This window comes from Cryobacterium sp. Y62, from assembly GCF_002929785.1.
GTDB lineage: Bacteria > Actinomycetota > Actinomycetes > Actinomycetales > Microbacteriaceae > Cryobacterium.
On the sequence record NZ_PJJK01000116.1, the window covers coordinates 1 to 13,388 of the forward strand.

Sequence of the window (13,388 nt, forward strand, 5' to 3'; positions counted from 1 at the left end):
ATTCGCCATGCTGCGAGACGGCACCCTCTACGAAACTGAACACCAACTCGCTGCTTGACAAAAACATAGGGGCACCCCCCCCCGAAGGCCGGCCTGGTGCTGGTCGTGATGGCGATCCCGTACACGACCTTCACGATGCGGGTCGCGTATGCCGCCCACGACATCCGTTACGAGGAAGAGGCCCGTACGCTGGGGGCCTCCCGCTGGAGCGTTCTTTGGCGGGTGCACGTGCCTCTGGTCGCACCGGCCCTGGCCCGCGCGGCGTTCCTCGCCTTCCTCGTCGGCTGGAGCGACTACGTGGTCACGGTCGTGGTCGGCGGGGGCGAGATCGTGACGTTGCCGCTCGTGACCGAGGCGCTGGCCGCGGGCCTCGACAACGATGCGGCGGTCGCGATCCTGTCGCTGTCGGCCATCGTCCCGCCCCTGCCCCTGCTCACCCTGGTCGGATTCGCGGGCCCCCGGCCCCACGGCACGACCAACCTGCCCACCCCCGATGTTGGAGAACCAGAATGAGTGCCGATGTGTCCCTCCGCGAGGTGTCCAAGTCCTTCGGAGCCGCCCAGACCCCGGCTCTGATCGGGGTCACCCTCGACGTCCCTGCCGGCTCGTGCACGGCGATCCTCGGTCCGAGTGGGTCCGGCAAGAGCACCATCCTGCGGTTGATCGCCGGGCTGGAGCAGGTCAGCGCCGGCAGTGTGCTCGTCAACGGGGCCGATGTCGCCGGGGTCCCCGCGGAGAAACGTGGAATCGGCCTGGTCTTCCAACGCCCGCTGCTGTTCCCGCACCTGAACGTGCTCGACAATGTCGCCTTCTCCCGGAGGGTGAAGGGTGCAACCCGCGCCGAATCCCGGCGCCACGCCGGGCACTACCTCGACCTGGTGCAGCTGGGCGACTTCGGCGCCCGGTCGGTGCAGGCGCTGTCGGGCGGACAGGAGCAGCGCGTGGCCATTGCCCGCGCCCTCGCCGCGGCACCCGGCGTGCTGCCGCTGGATGAGCCGTTCAGCACCCTCGATCCGGCGCTGCGGGAGGACATGCACCAGCTGCTCGAGGACATCCGTCGCGCGCTATCCCCCACGATCATCCTGGTCACCCACGACCGTGACGAGGCCGCTGCGGTCGCCGACCGGATCGCCGTCGTCCAGGGCGGCGAGCTGCTCCAGCACGACTCCGTGGACCGCCTCTACAACCGCCCGGCCTCTATTCGCGTGTCCCGGTTGATGGGCGGACTCGACGAAATCACGGGCACCGTGCAGGGAAGCGTCCATGTGTCGCCGCTCGGTCGCGTCCCTATCTCGCCGGGCACGCCCGACGGTCCCGGAGTGCTCGTGATCTGCCATGAGGCGATCAAGGTCTCCCCGTGCACCGAGGAGACGGCGCCATCGACCGGGGTGATCGGGCGCGTCACTCGGGTGCGCCGATTCGGGCCCCGGAGGATGGTCAGCGTTACATTCGACGACGCACTCGTGCTGCAGGCCGCGCTGCCGCCGGGTGACGCGGTGCGCGACGGATGCCGCGTAGCGCTCGCTTTACCTCTCTCCGCGGTCTCTGTCGTGCCCGTGTGAAGTAAGGGGCCCGAGTGAATCCGCTGCCTGGGCTGCCTAGGACTGACCGTGGGCGATGATGTGGCAGACACTGCCGACATCGCAGTCGGCCGGGTTGAGGTCCTTGCTGGCGCTGAGGAGGTGGTGCAGCTCCGTCTCAAGGAGCACGAGTTCTTCTTGCCGCCGGTGCACGTCTTCAAGCTTGGTGGCGAGGAGAGTTGAGACGTGGTCACAAGGCACATGACCCGCATGCCGGACGGTGATGATGCTGCCAATTTCGGCCAGCGTCAGGGCGGCCGTCTGGGCGGAACGGATGAACTTCAGGCGAGAAAGCGCCGCTTCGTCGTACTGGCGGTAGCCGTTCCGATCACGCGCGGCGCGGGACAACAGGCCGCGGCGTTCGTAGAACCGAATGGTTTGGGCGGTCACGCCGCTCGCAATAGCGAGGTCCCTAATTTGCATACTTCCATTTCACCACTTGACCTTGCAGCGCGGTGCAATGCTTACCGTGAAGGCATGGATATTTCATTGCAGTACTTCGACGGTTGCCCGAACTGGACGATCGCGGCCGAGCGGCTCGCGGTGATCGCAGCAGAACGCCCCGGCGTCATCGTGAGCCGGCAGCTGGTCGAGAGCCCGGAGGACGCGGAGGCGATCGGATTCCGGGGGTCGCCGAGCATCCTGGTCGACGGACGGGACCTCTTTCCGGACCCATCGGCCGCGGTGGGACTCGCCTGCCGCATTTATGCCACCCCCTCCGGGTTCGCCGGCGCCCCGACGCTGGCACAACTGCGCGAAGCGATCAGCGCAGCATGAGCGGCACGAGCGAGGAATACGACCTGTTCGTCATCGGCGCCGGAATGGCCGGCACCACGGCTGCCAACCGGTGCGCCGCACAGGGGTGGCGTACGGGCATCGTCGATGCCCTGCCCTACGGGGGCACGTGTGCGCTACGCGGGTGCGATCCGAAGAAGATCCTCCGCCGTGGCGCGGAAGTAATCGATGATGCTCACCTGATGCAGGGCAAGGGCATCAGCAAGAACGAGCTCACGCTGGACTGGCCGGCACTCATGCGCCACAAGCGGGGCTTCACCGATGGTGTGCCCCGCGGCATGGAAGACGAACTCGTGCGAAACGGCGTGACAACCTTTCACGGCACCGCCCGATTCACGGGACCCCATCAGCTCGAGCTCGACGGGGTACAGCACCAGGCGAAGCGGTTCCTGATCGCCACCGGCGCTCGGCCGCGCCCGCTCACATTCCCCGGCCACGAACACCTGATCGACAGCACCGACTTTCTCAACCTCGATGCGCTGCCCGGACGGATCGTGTTCGTCGGCGGCGGGTTCGTCTCTTTCGAGTTCGCGCACATCGCGGCCCGAGCGGGTGTGGACTGCGTCATCATCGATCACGGCGACCGCCCGCTGCGCGCGTTCGACCCCGACCTCGTCGACCTGGTCGTGCGCCGGAGTGAGCAAGCAGGGATCCGTGTACGCCGCACCAGCTCGGTCATCGGCGTAACACGCACGGCAGCGGGGCTCCAGGTGGCGGTGGAGCAGTCCGGCGTCACGATGATGATCGATACCGACCTGGTGGTGCACGGTGCCGGCCGGGTCCCCGACCTCGACGGCCTGAATCTTGCTGCTGCGGACATTGCCTGGGGCCCGCGAGGTATCGACGTTTTTGGGCACCTGCAAAGCCGGAGTAATCCGTCGGTCTTCGCCGCCGGCGACGCGGCCGACACCCGCGGAGCGCGCCTCACCCCCGTGGCAGTGTTCGAGGGCAAGGTGGCAGCATCCAACATGCTTAAGGGCACCACAACCGTGCCCGACTACACCGGCGTGCCCACTACCGTCTTCACGATCCCGGAGCTGAACCGCGTCGGCATGCTCGAGCACGAAGCGCACCGCGACGGCCGCGACGTGACAGTCCGCTACAACGACACCAGCGGTTGGTACGCCAATTACCGAGTCGGCGAGAGAACCGCGGCAACGAAGGTCATCATCGATACGGCTACCGATCAGATCCTCGGAGCACACCTGCTCGGCCCAGGCTACGCGGAACTGATCAACACCTTCGGCCTCGCCATCAAGCTCGGCCTGACCACTCGACAGTTGAAATCGGTGACCGCAACCTACCCCTCGGTCGGATCCGACCTCGGCTCCATGCTCTGACCCAAAGTGCCCGTGAACACCGGCGACGCGGTCACGCCTGTGTTGTTGTGCGAGCCCGCGTCTGCCGCACCTTGGTGAGGCCGCTCGGCCGGGCCACGACGCTCCGTGCCGCGCCGATCAGGGGTAGCAGCTTCCGCAGGCCGATGTTCTCGATCGGGTCGAGCACCGAGTGCTGCACGCAGGCCGGCACCAGCCGGTCATCGCCCGGGTGGCTCATCGCGTACATGCAGGCGCCGAGGCGTTCCTGCGTTTCGATGGTTTTCGCATCCGTTCCGGTGATGCCGCTCTGCATCAGCTCCCAGGCCGGCGCCACGTCGGACGCGTCCATGAAGCTGTGCACCACGAAGGTCTTGAAGCCGAGCCTCTTGGCCCGGGCAGCCCGCAGAATGCCGCGGACACCGCCGGCCCGGCCGATTACCCGCCACAGCAGCCCCACCAACGGAGGAACGTCGCCGGGGTGGACGGCGAGGGCGCGGATGATCTTGACGGTGAGGATGCGCACGGGTACGTCGCCGAAGATCATGCCGCCGAAGTGGTCGAGGAAACGGTCCCGGGCGGCGAGGTCCTTGGGCTCAGCGGGGTCGAGCAGCGGCGCGAACACGCCCCCGGCCCGCAGGCCGACCGTGGTTCGATTGCAGCGCGGGTCACCGAATTGAGTGGCCTGCCAAGGCAACTTCTGCCCGGCCCCCTCCTCGATGCGCTCCCAGACCGTGTCGACGGTGACGTCGTCAAAGTCTTCCTTCCAGCGACGGTCATCCCCAATGAACGCCGCTGGCTGGAACGACATCATGTCGTAGGGCATCTCCAGCACATCGCGGGTGACCGAGCTAACCTGGTCCACGTTGGACGGTGTGACCGTCATGTTGTGCGCAAGGTAGGAGCTCACCCCGTGGTCTCGTTTGAGATCGATGAACATCCGGGCGAATTTTTCGCGGAATGGATTCAGCTCCACCTCCGTACGCGGCCGCACCGCGTCGCGTCGGCCACGCATCAGAGAATCGAAGTGCGCGGCGAACGAGACCTTCGTGAATCGGGCATTGCCTTGCTCGTCCAGCACGACGTCGAGCAGGTACTGGTAGTCGAAATCTCCGTGGGTCATCGACATCGGTTCCCGGCCGTTCCCGCGCATGGCCAGCAGTGCCGCCGCATGGTCGGCCGCGGGCAGCAGGCTGACCTCGCCGCCGATGAGCTGTGCGTGCGCGCGGGGGCCGCGGATACGACGGAGGTACTCCATCTGCTCGGTGACCCGGGCGACGGTGTGGTTGCCGTCGATGCGCACCTTGTTGGCATCCGCTGCGTGGTAACACGGCGAGCAGGTCAGGTCGCATTTGAGGAAGACTCCGTGGGTACCCTCACAGCCGATCGCTGATCGGCCAAGGAGTTGGTTGGGCGTCTTCGCGTGCTCGGGCAGTTCCTTCCAGCGTTTGTCGAGCGCTACCCGGGAGAGAGGGTAAACCGGGCGGGTATCCAGTTCGAACGCCCGCAGCGCAGTTGTAATCTTCATTGATTCTCTTCCTCGTGTGCGTCTTCTATACGAATTCTTGTGCCATGGTGCTGGCTTGGCGCACCAGGCCAGCGTCGCGGCCCACCTTCGCCGCCGTAATGGCCGCGTCGTAGAGCAAAAAGAGGCGAGATGCCAGGGTGGAGGTCGGGTCCTTCCCGGCAAAGGCAGCGAGGTGGCCGCGAACGACCTCACGGTAGCGTTCCGCTACCCGGCGCACATTGACGCATTCAGGAAGCTCGATCACCGCGTTGGTGAACAGGCAGCCGTGAAAGGTGTGAGCTTCGACCGAGAGCGCCAGCGCTGTCAACAGGGCAGCTACCCGCTCCTGGCGCGCGCTGAACGGATCATCGAGGGAGCGCGAGTGCTGCACCCAGCCATCGAGTTCCTGTTCCAGATAAGCCACGACGAGCGCTTCCTTGCTCGCGAAATTGTTGTACAGGCTGGCCTTCGCTACACCCGCATCGCGAACGACGAGGTCGATTCCCGTCGCGTTGATGCCGCGTTCGTGGAACAGGCGACTCGCGGACGCCAGCAGACGCTCCCTGGCACTGGGCTCCGGCGCCAGGGTTTGGGTCGTGGATTCCATGATTGGACAATACCAGACAGATCGGTATAGTAAGCAGTGGTCAGATCGGTCTACCTAGGAGGTACATGTTTATGTCTGAACTCAAAATTGCCGTCGTCATCTACGAGCCCATCGGCTCCGACACCTCACGCGTCTACCGCGGTCTCAAGACCGCCCTCGAATTCAAGCAGGCCGGCGACGAAGTCGTCGTGGTCTTCGACGGCTCCGGCGTCGAATCCCTGGCCGCCATCTCGGACCCCAAACACAAGATGAACCCCCTCGCCGTCGCGCTTCAGGACAACATCCTGGGTGCCTGCGGTTTCTGCGTCACCTCCCACGGCGTCTCCGACTCGATCAAGACCGGTGGATGGCCGCTGCTCACGGACTACAAGGGCGAAGCGAGCACACGCAGCCTGGTCGTTCAGGGCTACCAGATCCTGAGCTTCTAAACGGCACACCAAACCCCACCTGATCGGAGCACCCATGGCACTCACCGTCCTTCTCGACCTTCACCTGAAAGCAGAGGCCCCCACCAATGCACCGGATATGCTGAGAGACATCCTCACCGGCACCCGAGCATTTGACGGATGCCTGGGTGTCGACGTCCTGGTCGATGCCGAAGATCCCTCTCACCTGATTCTGCTGGAACGGTGGGCCTCTGCCGAAGCCGACGCGGCATACCGTGCCTGGCGCGCCGGCGCGGGTGCGACCGAACTCGGCTCACTCCTCGCCAGCGCCCCCCAGGTCTCGCAGTTCGAGATCGCCAGCGACATCTAAATCAGACCATACGGCGCAGAGCTGAGGGCAGAACCTCGGTTCTGCGCCGTTGTGTGTCCCAGATTACGTTACCGGCGCCTGCAGCTCGCCTACGGTTGGTGCAGGTGCGGGTCCAGCCCGCACCCTACGAGCAGGGAGCAGCCCATGTACCAAGCAGTCTGGAATAACGTCGTGCTGGCGGAGTCGGAGGAGACCGTCCGGGTTGAGGGCAATCACTACTTCCCGCCGGAATCGTTGAACTCCGCGTACTTCGCCGATGCATCCCTGACATCCCAGTGCCCGTGGAAAGGTACCGCGAAGTATTACACGCTGTCGGTCGACGGGCCGAAGAACGCCAATGCCGCCTGGTACTAACCCCACCCGACGCCGGCGGCCGAGAACATTCGCGGCCACGTCGCGTTCGGGAACGGCGTGCGGGTCGTGCAGGTGCAAGCAGACGGCGCTCCCCGGGAGAATCCGTTGGTAGCTCTGTGACACCGGATCATGAACCGAACATGACGCAGCGACCGACCCAGCAAGCGGATGCTCCGCAACCGGGAGCACTGGGCGCCGCAGGCGGAACCCGTGCTCACTCTCACACCACCCGACGCGCGTCGCTCGAGGCGGTCGCGGTATCGGCGAAGACGATCAATATGCTCGGGCCGTCCTCGAACGCCACGAGACGATGCTCCTCACCGTGGCGGGTGAAGCTGACCTCTCCCGGCACGGTCTTCTCCCGAGTCTTCCCGCGCTCCTCGAGGTGAGCGATGCTGACCTCTTCCATGCCGACGCGCGGAGTGAAGTTCGCCTCCACGACCCAGGTCGGGTCATAAGGGAAGACCTCGATGGCGCCGAAGTCACGGATACCCTCCGAGTCGGCATCCCAGACCCGCAGGGCATATTCGCCCTCCTCGCTCGCGATGACGGTTCCCGTCACGGTGTCGCTGAAACGGAGGCGGGACGGGCTCACGGAGTCCATGCCGGTCACGACCGCGTCGCCGTCGACGAGTTCACCATCGACGACGATCCCGTCTGCGGCGGACGCCGTGACCCGCAACCCTGACAACCCGGCCGCGTTCTCCATCATCTGGTAGAGGTTGGGCCCTACCTCGTTGATCGCGACGCGGTCGACCTCCCGCATCTGCTCGGTCGTGATTGCGGGGACCAGGAGTCCTGTAGTGGTGCGGAATTCAGTCACAGCCGACATCCGTCCCTTCATTGCACCATCCGTCAGTGAGGCGTCAAGTGTGTGATCAGCGCTATTCCGGGTTGGCGTCGAAGCCGAAACGTTCTCCGTCGTTCCAGGCCTGCCGGAGATTTCCGTTGGCGGGGATGCCTCCCGCGTCCTTGAGCATTCGGGCCGTGTGCAGCAGGTTCCAGGTCATAAACGTGGTATCGCGGTTGGTGAAGTCGTTTTCGGGTCCGCCTGATCCGGGATCGAGGTAGCTCGGCCCCGGTCAAACCCCACCGATCCAGCCATCGTCAGCGGCCAGGGGGGATGCTGTAGCCAATGTGCTGGAGGCTGTAGAGGATGGACATGGCCGCGTGCTTGACGCCATCCTCATTGTCCGTGAGGAGTGCGCCGGCGGCCATCCCGTAATAGACACGTATTGACCCTTCTCGTTGAAGAGCCCGCTCATGGCGTAGAGGCGCTCGATGAGCTGCCGAGTGATCGACGAATTATCGCCGAGCCAGAGCGGTCCGTCGATGACGAGAATGTCAGCGGCATCAACGAGTGGCCACACCTCGTCGGGCCAGGTGTCGTCGGTCTACCCGTGTTCACGCATGTCCGGGTACACGCCGGTGACGATGTCGTGGTCGATGAATCGGACGGTGTCCACGGCCACGCCCTGGGACCGCATGAGCGCGATGCTCTTGTCCATCAGCCCCTGGGTGTGGCTGAGGTCCGGGCTCCTCTTCAGCATGCAGTTAATGAAGAGCGCTCTCAGATCGCCGTAGGCGGAGATTTCACCACTCACAGTTCTCCCAAGGACGCGGAGGACCCGAGCATGCTCACGGCCTCTTCGGTCGAAAGCACCATCCCAGCGATGTAGTTGAAGTTCGTCAGGGCCGCCGCATACCCGTCGCCGAGTTCAGGGTGCTGCGCAGCGGCGGTCGCGTCGGCAACGACGGCCACGTCAAATCCCTGTTCCAGAAGTTCACGCAGGTGGCTCTCGACGCACAAGTTCGCCGACATACCGGCGAGCAAAACCTTGCTGATTCCGCGTTTTCGCAGTTGGAGCACCAAGTCGTTCTGCTCCGGCCCGTAGACCTTGTGCGGGCTGCACACGACCGTCTTGCCGTCATCAAGGAAAGGCTTGAAGCGTTCCAGCCAGTCAGCACCCGAGCCCACGAACCCGTCCAGGTCCAAAGGACCGGGCCGATCGAACATGCCGATTTCGTGCATCATCTTTTCTAAGGTTCCACCGAATTCCCATAAATGATCGTGAGGGAAATAGTAGTGGGGCGAGACGAACACTTGATAGCCGGACGTTTTGGCGCTCACGAGCAACTGCTCTATGTGCTCAACGGTCTTGTTTTTCTTGACGCTCTCCCCTACCAGTTCCCAAGTGACACCATCGGGGCTGAGAAAATCGTTCTGCGGATCCGTCAGCACGAGTGCTGTGGTGGACGTAGCGAAAAGCATGGTGCCTCCTAATTACGGTTCACCGGTGTGCGGCCACACACCGGTAGCCTCAAAGCGTACGCGCAGCGATTTGGCGAAGTCAGTAATTCAGAACACACAACGTCGAAGTCAGGGCCCCGCAACCGTTCGATGAGGCCCGCATCACCGACGTCTTGACTTTGTGCAGACAGTCGTCGACTCGAAAGGTCACGGGATCGACTACGGACGGGGCCACCGCCGCCACTCCCTAGGAAAGTCGTTCGTGAGGAACTGGGGAGATGTAGTGCGAGATCACAAACCATCAAGCGCTACTCGCCAGGTATCTCACATGACGACCCATGCGTCGATACGGTGGTCCGGTTCGAGTCTGGCGCCACTCTTCGAGGGGCAGAATCCCGCGGAATTCCGCGGATGCCATGCACGATAGTGCACGCGCTGTACGAAGATATACCGGTAGATTCTGGTCACATTGCGGGGTTTCTGGTTACGGGAAAAATCCCCACGGTGCATGCTTAGGCGGTCTAACGCGATACGTGCATTTGCAGGGGATCAAACGCCGATTGCGGACGTGCTGGACGATGTAACTCGATCAGGCGCTGATGGCGCTCCGAGTCAGGGCCACCAGCGTCTCTGAAATTTGTACGGCGTCCGGGCCTGGTGATGATCGATTGGGCCAGAAACGAACGTTATTGACCGTGCCCATCACGAACCGAGCGATTAGTCGCACGTCTTGATCCGCGCGGATCTGACCATCGTCCTGTCCCTTTTGAATGAGATTTTGGATGTGAATTTCGAACTCTCGGCCCAGTTGGTTAGCCCGCTCGAGTCGTTTGCCCGTCAGGTGGCGTCGGTCCGTGAAGAATATATTGGCCCGTTGGACGTTTGCGAGGTACCACAGGCTGGATTCGCGCAGATATTCCAGTAGCTCGTCGAGAGGCGATAGCCCTTGCTGTGAAATACGTTTGTCGATGGCCAAGACTTGCTCATGCGATTCGTTCAGGATGCGCATGAGGAGTTCTTCTTTAGAGCTGAAGTAGTGATACAGGCTGCCCTTCAGAATGCCCAAACGGGTGGCGATCTCTTGCATCGACGTTCCTGCATATCCACGTTCGGACATGACCTCAATCACGATCGCCATGATTTCTGCGTCGCGGGCGTATCGCTCACCTTTATGGTCAAACTTTGTCACTTCAGCACTCATCTGTTTTTTTGGCGTAGCGGGTTCGCGATAACGTCGCGGTCCACCGAGACTAGACGCTGCACGCTGCGCAGAACAAGTTGCTGATGACGCTTGCCCGCAGACCTCCTCAGCGCCCTCTAAATACGGGAGGCCTGCCTTGGACGAATGCATTTATCCCCTCCTGAGCATCCCAAGTTTCAAATACGACGGCTGCTTCTGCATCGGCTAGAGCAATGGCATTTGCATGAGTCGGTGTCAAGATCCGTGCCGCCCTCGCCAAACGCTTTGTCGCCCGAACGGCGAGCGGCCCGTTGCCGGCAATACGCTCCGCCATCGCGAATGCAGCGGTCAGTACATTGCCGGCTGTGACAACGGAGTGCACCAGTCCTCGGGAGTGCATCTCGCTGGCATCGGCCAGGCGACCGGTGAGGAGTAGCTCCATTGCAACCTTTTCCGGCAGTTGTTGCGCCAATCGGTACACTCCACCGCCAGCTGCGAAGAGCCCCCGCGATACCTCAGGCAGCCCGAACCGAGCAGTGGAGGAGGCGAGGACGACATCGCACGCGAGTGCAATCTCGAATCCTCCCCCGACGGCATCACCGTTGACGGCCGCGACGAGCGGCTTCTCCATAGTGCGCGATGTCAGACCCGCAAATCCCCATTCCGGATGGCGCGTAGCCGCAATGGATTCGCCCGCACCGACCGCCTTCATGTCGAGCCCCGCGCAGAATGCACGCCCGGCACCTGTGATGATGCCCACACGCAGGTCACTTGATTCCTCGAGATACTGCAGCGCGCCACCCAATTCTCGGGCTACGTCCGAGTTGACGGCGTTCAGAACCTGTGGGCGATTGAGCGTCATGACGAGTAGGCTGCCGCGGCGTTCAGTGAGGACTACAGTCATTTTGCTGCCCGCGTCGTCTCGAGTCGAATCAGACCCTCCTGTGCGACGGATGCAAGCAATTTCCCGCCGCGATCGTAGATTCTTCCCGTGACGAGACCGCGCTCTCCGCCTGCCCACGGACTTGACTGGATGTAGAGCAGCCAGTCTTCCATGTTCCCGTGCGCATGCCACCACACGGCATGGTCGAGACTGGCAATAGACAGGCCCGGGGTCGCGAAGGTAAGTCCATGACCGTAGACGATGGACTCCAGGACCGTGAAATCGGTGGACAGCGCGAGTACTGCCGGAACGAGGCTGTGCGAATGCGCACCCATTTGCGTTCGCGATCGGATCCAGACGGCTTGCCCGGGCGGGCTCCCCTGTGCTGTGGGGTACAACGCCGGAGGGATTCGCCGGATTTCTACCGCGGATCGATGCCCGGGATGCGGAGAGTCGGTCGGCACGTCAAGAAGTCGCTTATCCGGTGGCAGCGAGTCCGGGTCGGGGTAGCCGCCGCGGTCGACTTGATGGGTGAGTCCGGCGTGGGCCTCGTGAAACGACATGGTCGCGGTTAGGAGCACTCGATCATCCTGAAACGCACGAACCGACCGCACTGAGAACGACCGCCCGTCCCTGACGCTGTCAACCTCATAGGTCACTGGGCGGGAGGCATCGCCCTTGCGGAGAAAGTAGGCGTGAAGCGAATGAGCGTGCCGCTCGGAATACAGTGTTGTCGTTGCCGTCGCTGCAGTTACAGCCTGCCCGATGAGTTGGCCGCCGAAGATGCGCCCAAACGGACCGGAGACAAGATCTCCAACGAACCGATCTCCCCCCTCCACCCTGGCAACTCGAACCATCTCATACAGATTCACGACGGCCGCAGTGTCAGTCACCATTGACCCCATCAGATGTTACGCCCACCAGCGATTTCGATCGAGATCCCGGTCAGGTAACTCGACATGTCGCTGGCGAGAAACAGGGCGACCTGCGCAACTTCTTCAGGGGTGCCGAATCGTCCCAAAGGGACGTCCGCCAGGCGTGCGCTCCTCACCTCGTCAGTCAGCTTCTGCGTCATCGCGGTCTCGATGATGCCGGGCTGCAGAGCATTGACACGCACGCCGGCGAAACCCACCTCTTTCGCGGCAGCCTTGGTCAGCCCAATAATCCCCGCCTTCGCCGCACTGTAATTCGTTTGACCGGGGTTGCCGACTTTTCCCGAGATCGACGACATGTTGATGATCGACCCACCGGTTCCCTGCTCTCGCATAACGGATGCTGCCGCCCGCGTGCCGAGCCACGTCCCCTTCAAGTGCACATCGATCACGAGAGAAAAGTCGTCCAGGCTCATCTTGCGCATCGTCAGGTCACGGGTGATGCCCGCGTTGTTCACCATGATGTCGACGCTTCCAAAAGCTGACGTCGCTGCGGCAAGCAGCCGGTCCATGTGTACTCCGGATACGACGTTGCATTCCACACCCAGGGTTCGCTCATCGCCGCCGAGTCGCGCGGCGGCGGCGGCAGCAGCGGCACCGTCGATGTCGCCGAGCACGACGTTGGCCCCCTCGGCGAGGAAAGCGTGTGCGATCGCATATCCGAGCCCTTGCGCTGCCCCTGTGATTACCGCGGTTCGACCATCAAGAAGTGGCATCCTTGTACTTCCTTTCATTTCTGCCTGTGCGTGCGACGGGTACGAGCAAATTCGGGGCTCAGCTGATCAGGAGTGACACCGTGTCGGCGACGCATCCCGGTGCCGAAGAGCCTTCGATCTCGACGGTATTGCGCACAATGACGCGGAGTCCTTCGGGCGTGAGTTCCACCGAAGTGAGTGCAGCGCGCGCGCGAATACGAGATCCTGCGCGGACCGGTGCGGGGAACCGCACGCGCTCTAGTCCGTAGTTCACCTTCATCGTAAAACCCGCGAACACGTAGGCATCGCTGACCAACAGCGGAATCAGCGACAGAGTCAAATATCCATGGGCGATTGTGCTGCCGTAGGGTCCTGTAAGTGCCCGTGCAGCATCGACATGGATCCACTGGTGGTCATGGGTCACTGCCGCGAAGGCATCGATCTCCGATTGGTAGATGTCGTGCCATGACCCCAGGCCCAATTCTTCTCCGAGAGCGGCTTCGATTTCAGAGACTCCCGTAAGCTGCCGCAC

Annotated in this window: 17 protein-coding genes and 1 pseudogene; 7 read left to right on the plus strand and 11 right to left on the minus strand. The window is 63.1% G+C overall.

Features of this window, described 5'->3' with window-relative positions; genetic code table 11:
* Nucleotides 1-96: 96 nt before the first annotated feature.
* Together CXY71_RS14910 and CXY71_RS14915 are read left to right on the plus strand one after the other, a co-directional pair.
* Nucleotides 97-513 (plus strand): ABC transporter permease, encoded by a 417-nt coding sequence (locus tag CXY71_RS14910; RefSeq protein WP_255412642.1) that lies wholly within the window; start codon nt 97-99, stop codon nt 511-513.
* Complete coding sequence (locus CXY71_RS14915; RefSeq protein WP_104136973.1) at nt 510-1,562, plus strand: ABC transporter ATP-binding protein; 1,053 nt, start codon at nt 510-512, stop codon at nt 1,560-1,562. Before CXY71_RS14910 ends, CXY71_RS14915 begins: the two co-directional genes overlap by 4 nt.
* A gap of 36 nt (nt 1,563-1,598) precedes the next feature.
* Here CXY71_RS14915 and CXY71_RS14920 read toward each other — a convergent pair whose 3' ends face one another.
* Nucleotides 1,599-2,003: a MerR family transcriptional regulator gene (locus CXY71_RS14920; protein WP_104136976.1), complete on the minus strand. Its 405-nt coding sequence runs from the start codon at nt 2,001-2,003 to the stop codon at nt 1,599-1,601.
* A 54-nt stretch (nt 2,004-2,057) separates the two neighbouring features.
* On the opposite strand from CXY71_RS14920, the gene CXY71_RS14925 reads away from it, so the two are divergent.
* Together CXY71_RS14925 and CXY71_RS14930 are read left to right on the plus strand one after the other, a co-directional pair.
* A complete protein-coding gene (locus CXY71_RS14925) occupies nt 2,058-2,357 on the plus strand; it encodes a thioredoxin family protein (protein WP_104136979.1) in 300 nt (99 codons plus the stop codon).
* Nucleotides 2,354-3,715 (plus strand): NAD(P)/FAD-dependent oxidoreductase, encoded by a 1,362-nt coding sequence (locus CXY71_RS14930; RefSeq protein WP_104136982.1) that lies wholly within the window; start codon nt 2,354-2,356, stop codon nt 3,713-3,715. The genes CXY71_RS14925 and CXY71_RS14930 overlap by 4 nt, the downstream gene beginning before the upstream one ends.
* A gap of 31 nt (nt 3,716-3,746) precedes the next feature.
* On the opposite strand, the gene CXY71_RS14935 is transcribed toward CXY71_RS14930, so the two are convergent.
* Complete coding sequence (locus CXY71_RS14935) at nt 3,747-5,219, minus strand: hypothetical protein (protein ID WP_199184324.1); 1,473 nt, start codon at nt 5,217-5,219, stop codon at nt 3,747-3,749.
* A 25-nt stretch (nt 5,220-5,244) separates the two neighbouring features.
* Nucleotides 5,245-5,805 (minus strand): TetR/AcrR family transcriptional regulator, encoded by a 561-nt coding sequence (locus tag CXY71_RS14940; RefSeq protein WP_104136985.1) that lies wholly within the window; start codon nt 5,803-5,805, stop codon nt 5,245-5,247.
* A gap of 71 nt (nt 5,806-5,876) precedes the next feature.
* Between CXY71_RS14940 and CXY71_RS14945 the strand changes: the two genes are divergently transcribed.
* From CXY71_RS14945 to CXY71_RS22140, 3 genes are all read left to right on the plus strand, one after another.
* Nucleotides 5,877-6,233, plus strand: a complete 357-nt coding sequence (locus CXY71_RS14945) for a DsrE family protein (protein ID WP_104136987.1) — start codon at nt 5,877-5,879, stop codon at nt 6,231-6,233.
* A 34-nt stretch (nt 6,234-6,267) separates the two neighbouring features.
* Nucleotides 6,268-6,561: a putative quinol monooxygenase gene (locus CXY71_RS14950; RefSeq protein ID WP_104136990.1), complete on the plus strand. Its 294-nt coding sequence runs from the start codon at nt 6,268-6,270 to the stop codon at nt 6,559-6,561.
* Nucleotides 6,562-6,705: 144 nt separating this feature from the next.
* The gene (locus tag CXY71_RS22140; protein WP_233204659.1) at nt 6,706-6,915 is read left to right on the plus strand and encodes a DUF427 domain-containing protein; all 210 of its coding nucleotides are present in this window, start codon (nt 6,706-6,708) and stop codon (nt 6,913-6,915) included.
* A gap of 220 nt (nt 6,916-7,135) precedes the next feature.
* On the opposite strand, the gene CXY71_RS20745 is transcribed toward CXY71_RS22140, so the two are convergent.
* The 8 genes and pseudogenes from CXY71_RS20745 to CXY71_RS14995 all read right to left on the minus strand — a co-directional run bounded on the left by CXY71_RS20745 (nt 7,136) and on the right by CXY71_RS14995 (nt 13,388).
* On the minus strand, nt 7,136-7,747 hold the full coding sequence (locus CXY71_RS20745) for a DUF1684 domain-containing protein (RefSeq protein WP_146072845.1): 612 nt from the start codon (nt 7,745-7,747) through the stop codon (nt 7,136-7,138).
* Between the two features lie 52 nt (nt 7,748-7,799).
* A pseudogene (locus CXY71_RS14965) lies at nt 7,800-8,465 on the minus strand (flavodoxin family protein).
* A 50-nt stretch (nt 8,466-8,515) separates the two neighbouring features.
* A complete protein-coding gene (locus tag CXY71_RS14970) occupies nt 8,516-9,187 on the minus strand; it encodes an isochorismatase family protein (RefSeq protein WP_104136993.1) in 672 nt (223 codons plus the stop codon).
* A 568-nt stretch (nt 9,188-9,755) separates the two neighbouring features.
* Complete coding sequence (locus CXY71_RS14975) at nt 9,756-10,355, minus strand: TetR/AcrR family transcriptional regulator (protein ID WP_158253114.1); 600 nt, start codon at nt 10,353-10,355, stop codon at nt 9,756-9,758.
* A gap of 118 nt (nt 10,356-10,473) precedes the next feature.
* Nucleotides 10,474-11,250, minus strand: a complete 777-nt coding sequence (locus CXY71_RS14980; protein WP_104136999.1) for an enoyl-CoA hydratase-related protein — start codon at nt 11,248-11,250, stop codon at nt 10,474-10,476.
* Nucleotides 11,247-12,125: an acyl-CoA thioesterase II gene (locus CXY71_RS14985; protein ID WP_233204661.1), complete on the minus strand. Its 879-nt coding sequence runs from the start codon at nt 12,123-12,125 to the stop codon at nt 11,247-11,249. Before CXY71_RS14985 ends, CXY71_RS14980 begins: the two co-directional genes overlap by 4 nt.
* Nucleotides 12,126-12,133: 8 nt before the next feature.
* The gene (fabG, locus tag CXY71_RS14990; RefSeq protein WP_104137004.1) at nt 12,134-12,877 is read right to left on the minus strand and encodes a 3-oxoacyl-ACP reductase FabG; all 744 of its coding nucleotides are present in this window, start codon (nt 12,875-12,877) and stop codon (nt 12,134-12,136) included.
* 58 nt (nt 12,878-12,935) lie between these two features.
* Nucleotides 12,936-13,388 carry a MaoC family dehydratase gene (locus tag CXY71_RS14995; RefSeq protein ID WP_104137007.1) on the minus strand — a complete coding sequence of 151 codons (453 nt, stop codon included), beginning with the start codon at nt 13,386-13,388 and terminating at the stop codon, nt 12,936-12,938.

Bases quoted from the DNA above. Each gene is read 5' to 3' on its own strand.
- CXY71_RS14915 (WP_104136973.1), top strand. From the start codon at position 510: ATGAGTGCCGATGTGTCCCTCCGCGAGGTGTCCAAGTCCTTCGGAGCC.
- CXY71_RS14920 (WP_104136976.1), bottom strand. From the start codon at position 2,003: ATGCAAATTAGGGACCTCGCTATTGCGAGCGGCGTGACCGCCCAAACC.
- CXY71_RS14925 (WP_104136979.1), top strand. From the start codon at position 2,058: ATGGATATTTCATTGCAGTACTTCGACGGTTGCCCGAACTGGACGATC.
- CXY71_RS14930 (WP_104136982.1), top strand. From the start codon at position 2,354: ATGAGCGGCACGAGCGAGGAATACGACCTGTTCGTCATCGGCGCCGGA.
- CXY71_RS14935 (WP_199184324.1), bottom strand. From the start codon at position 5,219: ATGAAGATTACAACTGCGCTGCGGGCGTTCGAACTGGATACCCGCCCG.
- CXY71_RS14940 (WP_104136985.1), bottom strand. From the start codon at position 5,805: ATGGAATCCACGACCCAAACCCTGGCGCCGGAGCCCAGTGCCAGGGAG.
- CXY71_RS14945 (WP_104136987.1), top strand. From the start codon at position 5,877: ATGTCTGAACTCAAAATTGCCGTCGTCATCTACGAGCCCATCGGCTCC.
- CXY71_RS14950 (WP_104136990.1), top strand. From the start codon at position 6,268: ATGGCACTCACCGTCCTTCTCGACCTTCACCTGAAAGCAGAGGCCCCC.
- CXY71_RS22140 (WP_233204659.1), top strand. From the start codon at position 6,706: ATGTACCAAGCAGTCTGGAATAACGTCGTGCTGGCGGAGTCGGAGGAG.
- CXY71_RS20745 (WP_146072845.1), bottom strand. From the start codon at position 7,747: ATGTCGGCTGTGACTGAATTCCGCACCACTACAGGACTCCTGGTCCCC.
- CXY71_RS14970 (WP_104136993.1), bottom strand. From the start codon at position 9,187: ATGCTTTTCGCTACGTCCACCACAGCACTCGTGCTGACGGATCCGCAG.
- CXY71_RS14980 (WP_104136999.1), bottom strand. From the start codon at position 11,250: ATGACTGTAGTCCTCACTGAACGCCGCGGCAGCCTACTCGTCATGACG.
- CXY71_RS14985 (WP_233204661.1), bottom strand. From the start codon at position 12,125: ATGGTGACTGACACTGCGGCCGTCGTGAATCTGTATGAGATGGTTCGA.
- fabG (WP_104137004.1), bottom strand. From the start codon at position 12,877: ATGCCACTTCTTGATGGTCGAACCGCGGTAATCACAGGGGCAGCGCAA.